Origin of the sequence: Streptomyces sp. CA-210063 (assembly GCF_024612015.1) — a bacterium.
GTDB lineage: Bacteria > Actinomycetota > Actinomycetes > Streptomycetales > Streptomycetaceae > Streptomyces.
In genome coordinates this window covers 4,216,493-4,232,439 of record NZ_CP102512.1, presented here as the reverse complement: position 1 = coordinate 4,232,439, position 15,947 = coordinate 4,216,493, and the positions used below count along the sequence as shown (strand labels likewise).

Genomic DNA, 15,947 nt, shown 5'->3' with positions numbered 1-15,947 from the left:
CTCCGCTGGGGGTGTCGGGCGGGTGCGGGTGGGGTGTGGTTGCTCGCGCAGTTCCCCGCGCCCCTAAAGGCGGCGACCTAGCTCTTCGATGAAGCGCTGCCAGGCGGAACGGTTGATGAGCAGTACGGGGCCTTCAGGGTTCTTGCTGTCGCGGACCGGGACGAGTCCGGGGAAACCGGGGGCTACTTCGATGCAGTTGCCGCCGTCGTTGCCGCTGTAGCTGCTCTTGACCCAGATCGTCGCGCTCAGCTCGTACCTGTCCATGACGCTCGTACCCCTCCATCACGTCGCTGATCAGGGCGGCGGACTCGCGGGCTGACGGGATGTCGGCCCTGAGCACATCATAGGTCTGGCTGTCGCGGGTGTAGGCCGCCGGATCGTTGTTGAAGTGGCCGCTGTGCTGCGATTCCGAGTAGACCCACCGCTCGCCGGGCAGGTCGATCAGCGACATGGAGACCTTGGGGCGGACGAGTCCATAGAGATCAGCCGGGACCACCTGGATGCGGATGTTGGGCCGTTGTCCGACGCTGAGCAGATGCGCGCACTGGTCACGCATGACCTCCGGGTTCCCGACCGCGTTGCGCAGGCAGCTCTCGTCCAGGACCGCGACATACAGCGGACCGCCGTCGGCCAGGAAACGCGGCTGGCGGCTCATCCTGGCTCGGACGCGTTCGTCCACCTCGTCACCAGTCGAGACCTGGGAGAACAGCGCGTGCGCGTAGGCCGGTGTCTGCAACAGGCCCGGGATGACCTGCTCTTGGTACTCCCTCAGCCCAACGGCTACCGCGTCCATCTCGACCCTGCGTTCGAACCAGTCGGGATGCTGGACGTCCGGATACCAGTCGATCTTGACCCACATCCGGGTCAACACCCCACCCGTATCCAGCACTTCATCGGCCCGCTTCGCGAACTGCTCGCTCGGGACCCTCGTGCCCGCCTCGATCTTCGCCACCTGCGACCGGTCGCACGGGATCTCCCTCGCCAGCGACCCCTGCGTCAACAGCGCCGCCTCGCGGTAGTGCCGCAGCACCTCTCCGAACAACGCCGCGCTACTGGCTCCGCTAGCCCCTTCCGAGTTCCGCCTGGACACAACGTCCCCCTCGTTCTCCCCGGTGGCAAAGCCCAGTGCCACACGTTTCGCGTTGATTGCGACCGTTCCCTTCGGCGACGCTATATACACCCAGAGTTACGAACAGGGCTGTGGAGTGCGCGTGGAACCAGAGGGACAGCTTGTCTACGATCCGCGGACGCGGCGCGTGGGCGAGTACCGGGACAAAGTCGGGCCGTACGCGGTGTTGCGCCCGGTGGGTGGTGGCCGGGAGTGGGAGGCGGACCCGGAGACGTTGCGGCCGGCTACTCCGGCGGAGCGGATCGGGGCGCAGGTGAAGGCGGCCAACCACCGTACGAAGAGGAGGGTGTGACGTTGCGTCAGCGAGATGAGGTCGGACTTGGGCGCCCACCCGTTCCGGCGCCCGGTTGTGTGACGTGCGCCGAACTGGTCGTACGACGGGACGAGGCGCGGGCCCGTTACGACCGCAGCGCGGAGACCGACGCGAACGTGCTGCTGCGTCATCATCAGCGGCGCGAACACGCCGTCGGGGCTGCCCGTACGCGTCGGGTGTTCCGGTACGTGCCGTACGTCATCGCGCAGGACGCGACGGCGGAGCCGGAGTACGAGGCGCGGTGTGTGTCCGGTGACGAGACAGAGTGCGGCGCGGAGTCGGGCGTACGGAGTGATCCGGAGGCCGTGGAGGAGTGGCAGCGCAAGCACATGCAGGAGACGCGGCACACCCGGTACCGCCGGAACTTCGCGGACTACGCGGTGATGGAGCCGGCCGGGTCGTGATCGTCCGCCGACCGCGCACCGGCTCCGGGCGGCCCTTCGTAGCGCCCTTGACGGGCCAGACGGTCTCGGAGCCGGGCGTGGCGGAACTGGTAGTACGCGCCGGACTGGCGCAGTACGCCTCGGTCGTGGGCGTCGCGGAGGAAGGCGCTCGGGCGCCAGGGCAGGCGTCCGGTCAGCGGCAGCCAGACGCGGCACAGGACGAGCCAGTGGCCCCAGGCGGTGAGACCGAGGCCGTAGGCGAGTCCGACGCCCAGGCCGCCGACCACCACGTACACGAACCAGTCGGCGACCCGGAACCATTCGAGCTCGTACAGGATGCCGCCGAGGGTGCCGCAGAGGAGCACGCACACCAGCAACTGGAAGAGCACGTTCGCGCGGTTGATGCTCAACAGGGCGGAGGGGCTGACGGCGGTTTCGATCCTGACGAGGGCCTCGAACCAGGTCATGAGCGTGAACACCAGCGCGGCCGAGACGCCGTACAGGATCCCGGCGTTGAAGCCTGCCCACAGTCCGGACTCCACATAGTTCATGAAGCCGCCGTACTCGAACCCCTCGTTGGCCCCGAGCAGAAGCATGGCCAGGGGCCATGACAGGAAACCGAAGACGAAACCGCCCGCCAGACCCAGCGACGGCTTGGCGACGACGGACCGGAGCGTCCTCCTCTCTCGGTCGTCCCTCGTGCGGCTGAGGATGCGGATGCTCTGGCGGGACGGTTCGCACGCCTTGTCCCCGTGTCTGAACCTGTACACGAGCCCGAAGACAAGTCCGGACGCGGATCCGAAGGCCGTTCCGTTCAGCAGCCCGATCCAGACCGCCTCCACGGGGCTGTGAGTGTGCAAGATCACGGCGAACATGAACCCGGCGGCCAGGGCGTCCGCGAGCCCCACGACCAGCCCGGCCGCGAGCCCGATCACCCACGCGCGCGACGAGCGGCCGAGGGAACTGCCCAGCTTCCACCAGGCGAGGTCGTCCGTGCCGAGTCGGGCGAGGTAGCCGAGCCAGCGCTGGACGCCGGGCGCGTCCTGGTAGACCGTCGGGACGAACTCGTCCAGGAGGTGGTCCTCGAGAGCCTCCGGGGTGCTGAACCGGTCGGCGTCCAGCAGATCCTGCGGATCGCGGTTCGTCTCCTTGCCGTAGACGGTGCGGGCGAGCATGACCATCAGGGGAGTCGTCAGTACGGCGGCGAGCCGGGCGGCGGCCGGGGCGTCGGGGTTCTCACGCAGGGTCCGCAGGACGGGGGTCCAGGGAGTGGGGGCGATGGTGCCCAGGGGCTTGCCGTCAGGGCCGCCGCCGGGTTCGCCGGAGGGCTTCTTGCGGGCGGTACGCGGCAGGTATGCCTCCAGATCCTTCAGACGGAGGTCTTGGAGTTGGATTCCCGCGGTGGAGGTCAGGGCGCCGGCCTCCGTCACGGCCGCGGCGTATTCGAGGGGGCGGCTGGTCAGCAGCAGCGGTCCGAGGTCGCTGCTGAGCGCCTTCAGCGCCGGACCGTGCAGGTGGCCGGCGATCTCGTCGAACCCGTCCAGCACGGGCAGGACGCGCCGGCCGTCGACCAATGCGGCGGCCAGAGTCGGGCCGTCGGGTGTGGCTGCCCGCAGGCCGGAGTGGTCGCGCTCCAGTGCGCCGACGAGCCAGTCGCGCAGGGGCGTCACGGGGTCCCACGATCCGAGGCCGAAGATGACCGGGACGACGCCGACGGAGGTGCCGGGCGGCCCCAGCATTTCCAGCGCGAACCGCATGGCCAGGACCGACTTTCCCGATCCCGAACGACCCAGCACCGCCAGCCGTCCGGACGGTATCCGCTCATAGACGTCCAGGATCTGGCTCAGCTCACCGGCCAGCGGCAACGGGTCGGGGACGGCTTCTGCCGGTACGCCCCAGATGTTCTCCGCGTGATCCGTGAGGGCGTCGGGGGCCAGGTCCCAGCGGATCGTCAACGGGCCCGGATTCGGTACCTTCCGTCGGTCCTCCTCGTGCTGCCACTGCTTGCGAAGCGCTGTCGCGAGTTTGTCCGCCGCGTCGTCCAGGGGCGTTCGGGGAGGCGAGGGACGGGTGCTGTCGATGTAGACGTCCCTGGCGTTGTTGAACTGGGCCACCGAACCGCCCACGTTGTTCCCGTCGGCCCTGTTGGACGCCTGTCCCTCGTGCGGGGTCATCGACTCGTGACCGGCCGCTTCGCGATCAGCTTCACGAAGTCGTCCATGTCCGCCTGGAGGCACGGATCCTGGTTGTGCTTGCCGTTGCAGCCCTCGCCCCACCCGGTGCCGTCGCCGTAGTCGGCGAAGCGGTACGGGATGCCCGCCGCCCGTAGGTGGGCCGCGGTCGTCACGGCCGACTGCCGGTCGACCTTCTCCGCCAGGGACAGGGCCGGGTCGACCGTCAGGTCACCACCGTTCCCGGCGTACATCGCGACGCCCATGCCGCGCAGCGGTGCGACGTTCTGCGCGGCGCTCGCCGCGTTCCAGCCGCCGTCGAGCGGCCACACGGGGGGTCCGAAGACCGCGTCGGGCCCGTTGAGCGGCGTACCGTACGCCGCGATCACCCCACTGCCGACGACGGCGGCGCGCAGGGCCGAGTCGTGGAGGTCGAGGGTGCCGGAGAAGCTGCCGACGTAGCTGAACAGCTCCGGCCGGGTCTCGGCGTAGTGGAACGCGCCGAGGCCGCCCATCGAGTGGCCGGCGATCGACCGGCCCTCTCTGGTCGCCACGGTCCTCAGATTGGCGTCGACGAACGGGATCAGTTCGTCGAGGTGGAAGGACCGCCAGTTCTGGGGGCCGAGCTCGCCGGGGTTCAGCCAGTTCGTGTACCAGCCCTTGCCGCCGCCGTTCGGTGTCACCGTGATCAGCGGCACGCCCTCGGTCGCCCGCTCGGGGATGACCTTGTTCCGCATGGCGTTCGGCAGGTCGCCGGCGCCGTGCAGGTTGTACAGCACGGGGTAGCGGGTGGCGTCGTCGCCGTAGCCGGCCGGGAGCGTGACCATGACGACGTGCTCGTCCGGGATCTGGCCCTCCATCGCGGCGTAGACCGGGACCTGTTCGGACCTCAGGCTGAAGAAGAACGTGCGCTCGTCGTCGTCCGCCCACTGCGGCTGGCGTACCACGGTGAGACCGAAGCCGTCCGCGAGGCGCGGTGGCGCGCTCGCGGCGTACGCGGCGGGCGCGGCCGGCCCCAGCAGCCCCCACAGGGCGACGAGGCTGACGAGCGCGGCGGTGACGGCGCGTAACGCGCCTCCGGCGTCGTTGTTGGCGTCGTTCTCGGCGTCGCGACTCTTCAACTGACCTCTCCGACATCGGCGTTGTGCGTCTGGAGACACCGGCCGTGGTGTGCGGTGCTCTGCGGTGTCGACGGCACTGCGGTGGCTTGGTGAAAGCCGGGACTCAGATGGTGAGGTGGGTGATTGCCGGTGTCAACGTCCTTGTGTGGCAAGGGAGTTGGGGTTTGGTGAGGGTGTGGTGCGCGGCGGGGAGGGGCAGGGCGTCCCAGAGGTTCTACTTCTTCTTGTCCCACGCGTTGGGGCCGAAGGCGCGCAGCAGGACCACCAGCGCGGCCCCGAGTCGCCAGTCCGACCCCGGTGCGTGCACATGCAGCTTGTCGCCGCTGGATCTGAACTCCAGCGGGACCCGCCCACCCGCGCGCCACACGATGCGCCGGGGGCCGCGCCCGCCCACGCCCTCATTGCCGGGGATGCCGTCGAAGACGGCCAACACGATGACCAGCACCTGCAGGGGCAACAACAGCCACCACATCCACCACCAGACGATCCGGCCCTTGAAGCCCACCGCCTCGGGGCCGCCGGCCTGCGTCACGGTCCAGCGGGTGCGCAGGCCCCTGCCACGGAGCGCCTTCTCGCGCACGAGCGTGCCGATGAGCTCGCCGTGCGCGCCGAGCACCTGAAACGTCGCGACACCGCCGGTGGCCGACAGGGTCACCAAGGTGGCCACCCGCTCCCGGCGGTGCTTGTCGGCCCACAGGACGAAGGAGCGAGCGCCGCTGCCGCGGGCCGCGAGGTATGCGGGTATGCCGCCCGGCGGCAGCTCGCGCTCCACGTACGCGACCACCCGGGGCGGTCCCGATCCGTCGGAGAACTCGACCACGTCCTTGACCGGCACCGGAACGCCGATGGGATCGACGGCGCGGAGTCCTTCCCGGAAGACCCTCATGGTCAGTGCACTGCTCATCCGACGTGCTCCCTCGTGCTGGTGTGGGTGCGGCTCCGGTCGGGCCCACCTTGACATCTGTGCGGACAACCGCGCCCCACACGGGACTGGACCGCTCGCGTCAGCGGGTGCCGAGCAGGGCGCGCCAGGTGTTCGGGCCGATGATGCCGTCGGCGGACAGGGACCGGGACTTCTGGAACTGGATCACCGCGGAGCGGGTGTTCGGGCCGAAGATGCCGTCGGTCCCGACCGTGTAGCCCTGCGCGGCCAGCAGCTGCTGGGCGGACCGCACGTCCGCACCCCTGGAACCGCTCTGGAGGATCGGCCAGGAGACACCCGGGGACGGGAGCTGCCCGCCGCCACCGCCGTCACCCAGGTTGACCGGGCGGAAGGGGTCGTAGTTGTCACTGCCGATCCGGTAGCTGAGCTGCCGGTGGGTCGTGCCGTACCTGTTGCGCTGTTCGTACCCCCAGTAGGCGTTGTGCGACGCGTTGGCCCACTTCTCGAAGATCACTACGTGACGGAAATCGCCGTCATCGGTGCGGTAGTCGATCAGCAGGTCACCCTTCTTGAGCTGACTCACGCTGCTGAGCCGCGTGGTGGCGCCGCTTCGCGAGTCGGCCAGCCCGACGGTGTTCAGGCCGGGCCTCCCCAGTCCGAGCGCCATGGAGACGAAGCCGGAGCAGTCCTGGCGGTAGCCGTCCTTCCAGGTGCGTTCCATGCTGTAGGGGACCGGGCTTCCGTTGTTGGCCGTGAGCCAGGTACGGGCCCGGTTGATCATCGTGTCGCGCGAGATGGTGGCCGTGGCCATGGTCGACAGCTCGCCGACCTGGGTGACGAGCTTGCTGTCGGCCTCGGGCTCGGGCCCGTAGCCGGTCTCCTTCGCGGCGTGAGAGTCGGCTGCGAAAAGACATGATTTCCCCGTGATTTCCCGTTGTTGTGGCACGCCGAGCCCAGTGGGCCAACCAGGGCTTGGAGTGCTTGTCGTTCATCGGGTGCCGCCTGTGGCCCCCGACGGGTCATCACGATGGCAACGATCACTGCTCCTGCCCAGCGTTGTGTGGAAGCCGCATCAGGCAGTGACGTGACCTCGACAATGTCCGGGATGTGCGGCCGATCTCGTGACAGCCGATCTCGCGGGAGCGGGACGTGCGACGCTCCTGATCACTGTCTCTGGGAGCCTCTCGACAGCTGGGAGCTGCGTCCGCTCAGGAAGGGTCCGGGCCCAGCGCGTCGCGGACGGCGGTCAGGATGGCGTCGGTGTCGGCGCCCAGTGCGCGGGCCGAGGATGTGAAGTCCCGGGCGAGTGTGGCCAGTTGGGCGTTGTAGGGGCGGGTCGGGCCGGCCGGGGGCGCCGCGACCCGGGTGCCCGCGCCACGGCGGGTGCGGATCAGCTCGGCGGCCTCCAGCTCGCGGTAGGCGCGGGCGACGGTGCCCGGCGCCAGACCGAGGTCCGTGGCCAGCTGGCGCACGGTCGGCAGCCGCTCGCCCTCGGCCAGCCGGCCGGTGACGATCAGCGCGGCGAGCTGCGAGCGGATCTGCTCGTACGGCGGAACCTGGCTGGTGGTGTCGACGCGGACGGCGGGGTCACTCATCGTCGCCGGACTCCGTCCTCGGCCGCATCGTCCTCGGCCGCTTCGTCCTCGGCCGCTTCGTCCTCGACCGCGCGGGGTGCCACCACGGTGACCAGGGACCAGACGACGGTGAACAGGTTCAGCAGGGCCAGGGGGTAGAACACCCAGAAGGTGAGGGCGCCCAGCACGCCGGCGCAGCCCGTCTCCGTCAGCGAGACGGAGACCATCAGCACGGCGTACAGCTGCTGGCTCGACACCAGCAGGCCCCAGGCCCCGGTGACCGCCCACGCGCGGTCGCGGCGCTGCTGTTCCTCGCCCGGGCCGTGGGCGATGCGGCGCAGGGCCCAGACACAGGTGGGGGTGGCTATGGCGAGCGCGCCGAACATCGGGAGGCTGTAGTACAGGCCGGGCCAGGGGCCGGTGGTCGCGCGCATCCCGTTGCAGGTGATGGTGAGGACCTTCCCCGTGCTGAAGATGCGGTCGGGGTCGACGGAGGCCGTGGCGGCCGTGATCACCAGCAGGGCGACGAGGGAGACCCCCTGGAGGGCGATCAGGGGGCCCAGGTGCGGTGGTACATGGTCCCTGACCAGGCGCGGGGCGAGGCTCGCGGTGCGTACCGCGTCCTGGGGGCGCAGGGTCAGGGCGTCGGCGAGCAGGACACCGGCCACCGCGCACAGGCCGAAGGCCGTGATGCAGAACACGACGCGCTGCTCGAACTCGACGTCCCCCAGGGTGGACAGCGCCTGTGCGACGACGAGGCCGATGGCCAGACCGGACCAGCGGGCGTAGTGGTCGGCGTGGTCGAGGAGTCTGGACGCCGGTGAGGCGGTGTCGAGCATGCGGAGGTCCCCCCGGATCATCTTGTATCAAGCGGTGAGTACAAGATGCCGTGGCCCGGATCTTGTGTCAAACGCTCGATACAAGGTGATACAAGGTGAGACGGCTTTCCGCGCGAGGGGGTTCCCCGGGGTGCGACGAAAGTGACGAGGGCTGACGAGGGGGACGGGGGCATCGTCAGTCGACGGTGATCGAGTCCAGCTGCGCCCGCAGGTACACGTGGGAGTCCACCGGCGGGTACGCCACCCGGCCGACCGGCGCGGGGACGGACTCGACGACCGTGCCCGGGGTGCACTCGCCGAAGTAGACCAGCGACATCAGCTCCTCGGCGGGCTCGTCGGCCGGGGGCGGCAGCACGCGGTGGCGGCCGGAGCGCCAGCGGTCCCCGGTCCAACGGGCCATCAGGTCACCGATGTTGATGGTGAAGGCGTCGGGGTCGTAGGGGGCGTCCTCCCAGCCGCCCTCGTCCGTGTACACCTGGAGCCCGCCCTTGCCGGCCTGCCGGTCCAGGATCGTGACCGTGCCGAAGTCGGTGTGCGGGCCGATGCGGAACTGACCCGGCGCCGGGTCGCCGATGACCTCCGTACCCGGATACCAGTTGATGTTGAAGCCGTAGGTGGGGTGGCTCATGTGCCGGGAGAAGAAGTCCGGTTCGAGGCCGAGGGCCTCGCCGAGGAGGGAGAGGAGCAGGTGCTCCAGCTCGCCCATCCGCGCCAGGTACTCCTCGCAGAGCGCCCGCAGCTCCGGGACCTCGGTCGGCCAAACGTTTGGTTGGTACCACTCCGCGTTCACGGCCGGGTCGTCGAAGGGCTCGTGCGTCGCGAACGTCAGCGACTCCTTGAGGTCCGGCGGTGTCTCCGTACCCTCCGCATACCCGTTCGCCTCGGCCCCCGGCCCGAGCCATCCGCGCCCGCCGACCTTCACCTCGTACGCCTGCTTGGCCTCGACGGGCAGCCTGAAGAAGGTGCGCGCGGCCTCCCGGACGCGGGTGCGGAGGGCCGGTTCGACACCGTGGCCGGTGACGAGGAGGAAGCCGGCGGTCTGGAGGGCCTCGTCGACGGTACGGGCGATGGCGGCGCGGGCCTCGGGGTCGCCGTCGCGCCAGGGGCGCAGGTCGATGGTGGGGATGCGGGGGCCGCCGGGGGCACCGAGGGCGCCGGGGGTGGCGGGGGTCGCGGGTGTCGTCATGGGCTCACTCACCGATGTCCTCGTTCCATAGAGCGGGGTGGTGCTTGATGAAGTCGCGCATCAGGGACACGCACTCCGGGTCGTCCAGTACGACGATCTCCACGCCGTGTTCGGCGAGCCAGTCGTGCCCGCCGTGGAAGGTGACGGCCTCCCCGACCACCACCCGGGAGATGCCGAACTGCCGTACCAGACCAGAGCAGTACCAGCACGGCGACAGCGTCGTCACCATCGTCGTACCGCGATACGTCCGCTGCCGCCCCGCCGCACGGAACGCGGCCGTCTCGGCGTGCATGGACGGGTCGCCGTCCTGCACACGGCGGTTGTGGCCACGCCCGAGGAGGGCGCCGTCGGGGCCGTAGAGCGCGGCGCCGATGGGGATGCCGCCCTCGGCCAGCCCGGCCCGGGCCTCCTCGACGGCGGTGGCGAGCCATCCGCGAGCTTGTGCCTGATCCATGACCATGACCTCACTCTGCCCTTGAAACAGCCGGGTTACCGACTGTGGTCGAGACAGGGTCGATCCTGGACACTCCGGGACAGAGCGGTACGGCGACGCTGGTCAGGGCGGGAGGAGGGTGCCCAAGGGGCCGAGGTCGAGGTTGAGGTCGTCCAGGGTGAGACCGTAGTGGTCGCAGAGCTCGGTCATCCGGTCGTGGAGGACCATCAGGGTCATGCCGAGGCGTTCTTCCTGTTCCTCGGTGAGGTTGCCCTGGTCGACGCGGTGGAGGGCCTGGCGTTCCATCAACTGGCGGAGGAGTTCGACGATGGTGAGGACGAGGCGGACGAGATCCCGCTCCACCGTGTCGGGGTCGGTGCGCAGCCGGCGCGCCACGGCTCCGCCCCGGCCGGCGGGCGGCGGGGCGACGTCGTCGGGCCGTGCCGGCAGCAGCGAGAACGCGCGGTTCGCGGCCTCGGACACCTCGCGGAGCCGGTCGGCGGGCGGGCCGTCAGGCAGGGGCGGCGGTGTCACCATGGCCGCCCCCTTCCGCGTACGTCCGCTCGGGCTCGGGGAGGGCGGGGGCCCGCCGGCCGGCCTGTCCGTCGTGTCCGGGCTCGGGTGCCGCTATCGACCACTGCTTGTCCATCTCCTCGCGGACGGCGACTATCACCGCGCGCAGCGAGACCCGCACCAGGTCGATGTCCGCGATGCTCAGGACGAGGTCGCCGGTGAGGACGACGCCGCCGCGCAGGAGCCGGTCGAGCAGGTCGATCAGCGCTACCTGCGGCCCGCTGATCGGGCGGTCGTAGTCGTCGTAGCCGTCGTCGTACGCGCCGTACGCGCTCATGGTCGGCGGGTCCTTCCTCAGCTCCGGTCCTTGTCGTCAGCCCCGGTCCTGGTCGTCCTCGTCGCCCTCGTCGGTCACGGCCTTACGGCGTTTGCGTCGGGGCTCTGCCGTACGGCTCTCCTCGCGGGGCTTCCGCTCGGTGGCGCGGGGGCGGCGGCGCTCGGTCGGTTCGCTCGGGGCGAGCTGCGGTGGGGGCTCCGCGACGCGTTGGCGTAGTTCCTTCACCTCGGCGCGGAGACGCTCGTTCTCGTCGGCGAGGCTCCGTCGGCCGGCGGAGCCGGACGCGCGGGAGGAGAGGGCGGGGTCGTGCTCCCACCAGTCGATGCCCATCTCCTTGGCCTTGTCGACCGAGGCGACCAGGAGGCGCAGTTTGATGGTGAGCAGCTCGATGTCGAGCAGGTTGATCTTGATGTCGCCGACGATGACGATGCCCTTGTCGAGGACGCGTTCAAGGATGTCGGCGAGGTTCGCGCTGGAGCCCTGGTTGTACGGATAGGGGCTCCGCGACGGCGGCGACGGCGAAGGGAGGGAGGAGTCGGGCTGGGTCACGGCTCACTCGACCTCGTTTCCTTCCGCCCTTCGTCCTCGTCCTCGTCTTCGTCTTCGTCTTCGTCCGCTTCCTCCTCCCGATCGTCCCGCTCGGAGCCGTCGTCCTCGTCGTCCTCGTCGTCCTCGTCTGTGGCCTCGTCCTCGTCGTACTCGTCCGCCGCGTCCGTGTCGTCGTCTTCGTCGTCGTCTTCGTACCGGTCCTCGGGCTCTTCTTGGTCCGCTTCCGCTTCCGCTTTCTCTTCTTCGCCCTCGTCCCGCTCCTCGTCGGCCGCCTCCGGTTCCTGGACCTCGGCGTCGCGGATCTCCCCGCGCCAGCCCCCGGTGGCCTCGCCGTGCGTCATGACGAAGGTGCGGTAGAGCTTGAGGTCGAGGCGGGTGCGGCGGCCCTGAACCAGGCCTCCCGCCTTCTCGAAAAGTCCCTTCGGGAAGTACTCGAGAACCAGCAGCACCTTGGTGAGGTTCTCCGCGAGCGGGTGGAACGTGACGACGCCCCTGGTCGTGGCCTTGTCGCCCTCGGTCGTCCAGGCGATGCGCTCGTCGGGCACCTGCTCCGTGATGGTGCCACGCCAGCGACGGTTCGACTTGGCGACCTTGACGTGCCACTTGGTGGTGACCTCGTCCTCCTGCTCGACATCGACCACACCCTTGGCGAACCGTTCGAAGTCCTGGAACTGCGTCCACTGGTCGTACGCCTCGCGCACCGGCACACCCACGTCGATGTCCTCGATGATGGTGTGCCCCTTGCCGCTGCCGCCCGGCGGCTCCTTGCCGTGCCCCTTGCCGACGGCGTCCTTCGCCTTCTCGGTGACGTCCTTGGCCTTATCGGTGACGACGTCCTTCGCCTTGCCCGTGACGCCCTTCGCCTTGTCGGCCAGCGCGTCCTTGGCATGGGACGCGGTCGACGTCAGCGTTCCCGCGCTCATGTCGCCCAGCTTGCGCGCACCCTCGCCGAGCCCATGGCCCACGCCCTGGAGCATCAGCGACAGCCGGGCCTCGATGTACTCCTCCAGCTCTTCCTTCAGCCGGGTCGTGCCCGCGGGCGGACCGGCCTCCTCGCGCGTCCTGCTGAGGGTGCCGGCACCCGCCGAGCCGCCTTTCGCCGTCCTGCCCTCAGCCATCGTCCTGCCTCCTCGACCGTGAGCCGGTGCCGCTCCTGGGGCGGTCGGCGGCGGCCCTCTTCTTCGGACGCGGTTCGCTCTTGCGGGCCGCCGACCCGCCCCGCGGGGCCGTCGAGCGTCCGCCGCCCCGCCGCGCCGAGCCCCCTTCGCCGGCCCTCGCGGCCCGGCCCGTCCGGCCCTCTCCGGCCGGCTCCTTCTCCTCGTCCTCTTCGACGTCGTCGCCCTGTTCGTCCTCTTCAGCCTCTTCGTCCTCTTCAGCCTCTTCGGGCTCATCGTCCTCTTCGGCCGGTGCCTTGTCCTCGTCCTCGTCCTCGGCCCGGTCCTGCTCGCCGGTCCCCTCGGCCCGCTCGCGCAGGCCCGCGGTGCGTTCGTGGAGGGTTTCGGCCAGGCTGTCGGCCTTCGCCGTCAGTACGGAGGTCGCCGCCGCCTTGCTCGCGTCCGTCAGCTCGGTGCGCACCTGCCGGGTGATATTGCCGATGAACGGGGAGTCGAGCGCCTTGCCGAGGTCCCCGGGCCTGACCCGGGATCCGGCCAGCAGCGCGCCGAGGCTGAGGGCGAGCTTGCCCTTCTTCGTCCGCCCCAGCAGATAACCGCCCAGGACGGCCGCGCCCATCGTGGCGTTGTTCATGACTCTGTCTCCCTCTGCCGAAGCCGGTAGGCGCTGATCTCCTCCAGCCGGTGCAGCAACTCCTCCTCGCGCCGCGCGAACGCCTCCTCGTCGACGCGTCCCTCGGTCCGCGCCCGCTCCAGGTTCACCAGCTCCTCCTGGACGGGGGCCGGGTCGTAGTACTCGTCCTCCGCGGCCTGTCTCACCTTGTCGACCACCCACCCGACGCCCCGCACGGGGGCGAACGGCAACGTCAGAATGGTCCCGACCAGTCCCACCACACCGCCTCCTCAGGCTGAACGGCCGTACGAACCGAACGGCCGCGAACCGAACGGTCGTGCGAACCGAACGGTCGTAGGAAGTGAACGGTCATACGAAGCTGTACGGCGGCAGCGGGCCGCGCAACCGCAGCTCCACCCCCTCTCCCAGGGCCTCGGCCAGCTCGCCGCCGGCTTCGGTGAACTCGTCGGACCGTTCGGCGTCCACCAGGAGGGACGCGTTCACGAAGTACTGCTGGGACGCCGGGGAGAGCCGCTCGTCCAGCGCGTACGGCCGCAGCGCGGCGAGGACCTCCTCGCCCAGCGCCTGCTCCCGGGCCTGTACCTCCTGCGCCACCAGCTCGCCGAGAGCGAGACGGTCCTCGTACGTGCCGCCGCCCTCGCGGATCGCCTCGTTCAGCTCACGGGCCCGCGAGGACTCCGTCAGGATGGTGCGCAGGAGGGCGTCCTCGTCGTGGACGCCCTTGACGTTGAACTCCGAGCGGCCGGTGAGCTCGTCGAGGCGCCGGGAGAACGCCTCGGCCTGCTCCTGGAGCAGCGCCTCCACGGAGGCCTCGTCCTGGGCCACGAACCCGAAGCTCATCGGGAGGATCGCGCCGTCGGCCCACAGCCGTTCCTGGACCTCGTGGTGCGCCTCGACGTCCCGGCGGCTGACCGACAGGTCCTCGGGGCTCTCGCTGACGACGGCGCTCAGACCGCCGCCGCTGACCGCGTGCAGTTCGGCGGGCTCCTCACCGACGCCCTTGACGTCGTCCAGGCCCAGCGGATGCGCCGCCTTGGTGATCGCGTAGACGTACACGGACATCGGCTCGCTCACTCCTCACGTTCTCTGGAGGAACGGCGGCTCGCGCCCCGCTCGGAGCGCACGCGCTCCCTCTCACGCCCGGACTCGCGGTCCTCGTCGTCCCCGCGCCCCTTCTGGAGCGACTCGGTGACGGCTTGGACCGCGCCCGTGAGCGCCCCTTTGCTCTTGCCCCGGGCACCCGACTCGACGGTGTTCCCGACGATGTCCGTCAGCTGGGAGGGGGCCTTGCGGCCCGACTCCAGGTCCAGCCGGTTGCACGCCTCCGCGAACCGCAGATACGTGTCGACGCTGGCCACGACCACCCGGGCGTCGATCTTCAGGATCTCGATGCCGACCAGGGAGACCCGTACGAACGCGTCGATGACCAGACCCCGGTCGAGGACGAGTTCCAGCACGTCGTAGAGGTTCCCCGAGCCGCCGCCACGGGCGGCTACGGCGCCGCCCTCGCCCTGCGGCACCACAGTCACGATCTCTTCCTTCCGGTGCGGGAAGCCGTACGACGGGGGTCGAGCCGTGGCGCCGGCGGCAGCTGTGCCTCAACGGCAGCCGTACCTGCCGCGGCTTCGGCGGCTCAGCGGGTGCCCCGGTCGACCTGTGCGCGCGTGTACCGGCGTCCTCGTTCGTACGCCAGCAGGTTGCCCGCGGGATCCAGAGCGACCCGGTAGGCCGCCATCACACTGGTCGTCTGCGGGATGCGCTCCAGCTCCATGACCTCGACCTGGGCCTCCCAGCCCTCGTCGGTCGGCTTCAGCTCGGAAACAGACTCGGGAGCGCGGCCCAGCAGCTGGCTGAGCTGCTCGATCGCGCTCCGCATGGCCTCAGGCGCGGAGACCCGGTCCTCGGCGGCCGACTGCCGCGACGAGGAACGGCTCTTCTCGGACTCGCGGCCGTTCGTCATCATCACCTTCTTACCCTTTGTCCATCATCGACCCCCGGCGCGGCATATGCCACTCAGGCGGGCGTCAAGCCGTCGAGAGACCTCAGATACGTGTGCAGGTGACCCGCGCCCTCCAGCATCGCCGCGGTGCGGGCGGTCAGGGCGGTGTGGCGGGTGGTGATCGCCGCGTGGAGGGCTTCGGTGGTGCCTTCGCGGCGGAGGGCTTCGAGGACGGGGCGGATGTGGTCGAGGAGGTAGTGGTTGCGGCGGAGGGCGAGGATGAAGCGGGCATCGCGTACTTCTTCGGGCGTGTAGTGCCGGTAGCCGGTGCCGGGCTCGCGGTGGGGGGAGAGGAGACCGGCCGCCTCCCAGACGCGGAGCGTGGACGTGCGGACGCCGAGCAGCGCGGCGACCTCGCCGATCAGCAGGTCGGTGTCGGGGACGTCGTCCTCGGGTGGCTCCCCGGCCAGCGTCCGAAGCGCCTCGTTCGTCGCCCGCAGCGACACCCGCTCCGCGTGCAGCGCCGCGTGCTCCGCGTCCACCAGGGCCAGCGCCCCGGGTACGTCCCCCTCGTGCACGGTCCGCATGATCCGCGTCGCCGCCACCGCCCCGTACCCCTTCGACAGCGCCCGGTACGTCAGCAGTGCCCGGCGGTGCGCGTCCCCGAAGACCCGGTACCCGGAGGCGGTGCGCGGGACGGGCGGCAGGACGCCCGCCTCCTCGTAGTTGCGGATCTGCTGGGTGGACACACCGGAGAGCCGGGCGAGGTCGACGGGGCGCAGGCGGGCGGCGGTCGCGGGTTGTTCGGGTCGGGACATCGGGTTGAAGGTT

Annotated in this window: 22 protein-coding genes; 2 read left to right on the top strand and 20 right to left on the bottom strand. The window is 70.3% G+C overall.

What is annotated here, in order from left to right:
• Nucleotides 1-63: 63 nt before the first annotated feature.
• Together JIX56_RS18170 and JIX56_RS18165 are read right to left on the bottom strand one after the other, a co-directional pair.
• Nucleotides 64-192: a DUF397 domain-containing protein gene (locus tag JIX56_RS18170; protein WP_257550946.1), complete on the bottom strand. Its 129-nt coding sequence runs from the start codon at nt 190-192 to the stop codon at nt 64-66.
• The gene (locus JIX56_RS18165) at nt 134-1,090 is read right to left on the bottom strand and encodes a helix-turn-helix domain-containing protein (protein WP_257550944.1); all 957 of its coding nucleotides are present in this window, start codon (nt 1,088-1,090) and stop codon (nt 134-136) included. The genes JIX56_RS18170 and JIX56_RS18165 overlap by 59 nt, the downstream gene beginning before the upstream one ends.
• A gap of 121 nt (nt 1,091-1,211) precedes the next feature.
• On the opposite strand from JIX56_RS18165, the gene JIX56_RS18160 reads away from it, so the two are divergent.
• Together JIX56_RS18160 and JIX56_RS18155 are read left to right on the top strand one after the other, a co-directional pair.
• Nucleotides 1,212-1,421 (top strand): hypothetical protein, encoded by a 210-nt coding sequence (locus JIX56_RS18160; protein WP_257542011.1) that lies wholly within the window; start codon nt 1,212-1,214, stop codon nt 1,419-1,421.
• Complete coding sequence (locus tag JIX56_RS18155) at nt 1,418-1,846, top strand: DUF7848 domain-containing protein (protein ID WP_257542009.1); 429 nt, start codon at nt 1,418-1,420, stop codon at nt 1,844-1,846. The genes JIX56_RS18160 and JIX56_RS18155 overlap by 4 nt, the downstream gene beginning before the upstream one ends.
• On the opposite strand, the gene JIX56_RS18150 is transcribed toward JIX56_RS18155, so the two are convergent.
• The 18 genes from JIX56_RS18150 to JIX56_RS18065 all read right to left on the bottom strand — a co-directional run bounded on the left by JIX56_RS18150 (nt 1,816) and on the right by JIX56_RS18065 (nt 15,934).
• Nucleotides 1,816-3,999 carry a hypothetical protein gene (locus JIX56_RS18150; RefSeq protein ID WP_257542008.1) on the bottom strand — a complete coding sequence of 728 codons (2,184 nt, stop codon included), beginning with the start codon at nt 3,997-3,999 and terminating at the stop codon, nt 1,816-1,818. The two genes, JIX56_RS18155 and JIX56_RS18150, sit on opposite strands and share 31 nt — an antisense overlap.
• Nucleotides 3,996-5,117 carry an alpha/beta hydrolase gene (locus JIX56_RS18145; RefSeq protein ID WP_257542006.1) on the bottom strand — a complete coding sequence of 374 codons (1,122 nt, stop codon included), beginning with the start codon at nt 5,115-5,117 and terminating at the stop codon, nt 3,996-3,998. The genes JIX56_RS18150 and JIX56_RS18145 overlap by 4 nt, the downstream gene beginning before the upstream one ends.
• A gap of 214 nt (nt 5,118-5,331) precedes the next feature.
• Complete coding sequence (locus tag JIX56_RS18140) at nt 5,332-6,021, bottom strand: hypothetical protein (protein WP_257542004.1); 690 nt, start codon at nt 6,019-6,021, stop codon at nt 5,332-5,334.
• Nucleotides 6,022-6,121: 100 nt separating this feature from the next.
• Entirely contained in the window at nt 6,122-6,946 is an 825-nt protein-coding gene (locus tag JIX56_RS18135) for a C40 family peptidase (RefSeq protein ID WP_257542002.1), read from the bottom strand.
• Between the two features lie 262 nt (nt 6,947-7,208).
• Nucleotides 7,209-7,595, bottom strand: a complete 387-nt coding sequence (locus JIX56_RS18130; protein ID WP_257542000.1) for a GntR family transcriptional regulator — start codon at nt 7,593-7,595, stop codon at nt 7,209-7,211.
• Complete coding sequence (locus JIX56_RS18125; protein ID WP_257541998.1) at nt 7,592-8,413, bottom strand: hypothetical protein; 822 nt, start codon at nt 8,411-8,413, stop codon at nt 7,592-7,594. Before JIX56_RS18125 ends, JIX56_RS18130 begins: the two co-directional genes overlap by 4 nt.
• 175 nt (nt 8,414-8,588) lie before the next feature.
• Nucleotides 8,589-9,599, bottom strand: a complete 1,011-nt coding sequence (locus JIX56_RS18120; RefSeq protein WP_257541996.1) for an isopenicillin N synthase family dioxygenase — start codon at nt 9,597-9,599, stop codon at nt 8,589-8,591.
• A 4-nt stretch (nt 9,600-9,603) separates the two neighbouring features.
• Nucleotides 9,604-10,053, bottom strand: a complete 450-nt coding sequence (locus JIX56_RS18115) for a nucleoside deaminase (RefSeq protein ID WP_257541994.1) — start codon at nt 10,051-10,053, stop codon at nt 9,604-9,606.
• A gap of 102 nt (nt 10,054-10,155) precedes the next feature.
• On the bottom strand, nt 10,156-10,569 hold the full coding sequence (locus JIX56_RS18110) for a gas vesicle protein K (RefSeq protein WP_257541992.1): 414 nt from the start codon (nt 10,567-10,569) through the stop codon (nt 10,156-10,158).
• Entirely contained in the window at nt 10,544-10,882 is a 339-nt protein-coding gene (locus tag JIX56_RS18105; protein ID WP_257541990.1) for a gas vesicle protein, read from the bottom strand. Before JIX56_RS18105 ends, JIX56_RS18110 begins: the two co-directional genes overlap by 26 nt.
• A gap of 36 nt (nt 10,883-10,918) precedes the next feature.
• Nucleotides 10,919-11,431, bottom strand: a complete 513-nt coding sequence (gene gvpJ, locus JIX56_RS18100) for a gas vesicle protein GvpJ (RefSeq protein ID WP_257541989.1) — start codon at nt 11,429-11,431, stop codon at nt 10,919-10,921.
• A complete protein-coding gene (locus tag JIX56_RS18095) occupies nt 11,428-12,549 on the bottom strand; it encodes an SRPBCC family protein (RefSeq protein ID WP_257541987.1) in 1,122 nt (373 codons plus the stop codon). Before JIX56_RS18095 ends, gvpJ begins: the two co-directional genes overlap by 4 nt.
• Nucleotides 12,542-13,177, bottom strand: coding sequence for an ABC transporter substrate-binding protein (locus JIX56_RS18090; RefSeq protein WP_257541985.1), 636 nt, complete (start codon nt 13,175-13,177; stop codon nt 12,542-12,544). Before JIX56_RS18090 ends, JIX56_RS18095 begins: the two co-directional genes overlap by 8 nt.
• Entirely contained in the window at nt 13,174-13,434 is a 261-nt protein-coding gene (locus tag JIX56_RS18085; RefSeq protein ID WP_257541983.1) for a gas vesicle protein GvpG, read from the bottom strand. The genes JIX56_RS18090 and JIX56_RS18085 overlap by 4 nt, the downstream gene beginning before the upstream one ends.
• Nucleotides 13,435-13,525: 91 nt before the next feature.
• Nucleotides 13,526-14,239, bottom strand: coding sequence for a GvpL/GvpF family gas vesicle protein (locus tag JIX56_RS18080; protein ID WP_257541982.1), 714 nt, complete (start codon nt 14,237-14,239; stop codon nt 13,526-13,528).
• Nucleotides 14,240-14,247: 8 nt separating this feature from the next.
• Complete coding sequence (locus JIX56_RS18075) at nt 14,248-14,700, bottom strand: gas vesicle structural protein GvpA (protein ID WP_257550942.1); 453 nt, start codon at nt 14,698-14,700, stop codon at nt 14,248-14,250.
• Nucleotides 14,701-14,810: 110 nt separating this feature from the next.
• Nucleotides 14,811-15,137: a gas vesicle protein GvpO gene (locus JIX56_RS18070; RefSeq protein WP_257541980.1), complete on the bottom strand. Its 327-nt coding sequence runs from the start codon at nt 15,135-15,137 to the stop codon at nt 14,811-14,813.
• A gap of 53 nt (nt 15,138-15,190) precedes the next feature.
• Nucleotides 15,191-15,934 carry a MerR family transcriptional regulator gene (locus JIX56_RS18065; protein WP_257541978.1) on the bottom strand — a complete coding sequence of 248 codons (744 nt, stop codon included), beginning with the start codon at nt 15,932-15,934 and terminating at the stop codon, nt 15,191-15,193.
• Nucleotides 15,935-15,947: the final 13 nt, after the last annotated feature.

Coding starts and splice junctions, on each gene's coding strand:
- JIX56_RS18125 (WP_257541998.1), bottom strand. CDS start 8,413: ATGCTCGACACCGCCTCACCGGCGTCCAGACTCCTCGACCACGCCGAC.
- JIX56_RS18065 (WP_257541978.1), bottom strand. CDS start 15,934: ATGTCCCGACCCGAACAACCCGCGACCGCCGCCCGCCTGCGCCCCGTC.
- JIX56_RS18120 (WP_257541996.1), bottom strand. CDS start 9,599: ATGACGACACCCGCGACCCCCGCCACCCCCGGCGCCCTCGGTGCCCCC.
- JIX56_RS18095 (WP_257541987.1), bottom strand. CDS start 12,549: ATGGCTGAGGGCAGGACGGCGAAAGGCGGCTCGGCGGGTGCCGGCACC.
- JIX56_RS18070 (WP_257541980.1), bottom strand. CDS start 15,137: ATGACGAACGGCCGCGAGTCCGAGAAGAGCCGTTCCTCGTCGCGGCAG.
- JIX56_RS18115 (WP_257541994.1), bottom strand. CDS start 10,053: ATGGATCAGGCACAAGCTCGCGGATGGCTCGCCACCGCCGTCGAGGAG.
- JIX56_RS18105 (WP_257541990.1), bottom strand. CDS start 10,882: ATGAGCGCGTACGGCGCGTACGACGACGGCTACGACGACTACGACCGC.
- JIX56_RS18090 (WP_257541985.1), bottom strand. CDS start 13,177: ATGAACAACGCCACGATGGGCGCGGCCGTCCTGGGCGGTTATCTGCTG.
- JIX56_RS18110 (WP_257541992.1), bottom strand. CDS start 10,569: ATGGTGACACCGCCGCCCCTGCCTGACGGCCCGCCCGCCGACCGGCTC.
- JIX56_RS18150 (WP_257542008.1), bottom strand. CDS start 3,999: ATGACCCCGCACGAGGGACAGGCGTCCAACAGGGCCGACGGGAACAAC.
- JIX56_RS18130 (WP_257542000.1), bottom strand. CDS start 7,595: ATGAGTGACCCCGCCGTCCGCGTCGACACCACCAGCCAGGTTCCGCCG.
- JIX56_RS18080 (WP_257541982.1), bottom strand. CDS start 14,239: ATGTCCGTGTACGTCTACGCGATCACCAAGGCGGCGCATCCGCTGGGC.
- JIX56_RS18140 (WP_257542004.1), bottom strand. CDS start 6,021: ATGAGCAGTGCACTGACCATGAGGGTCTTCCGGGAAGGACTCCGCGCC.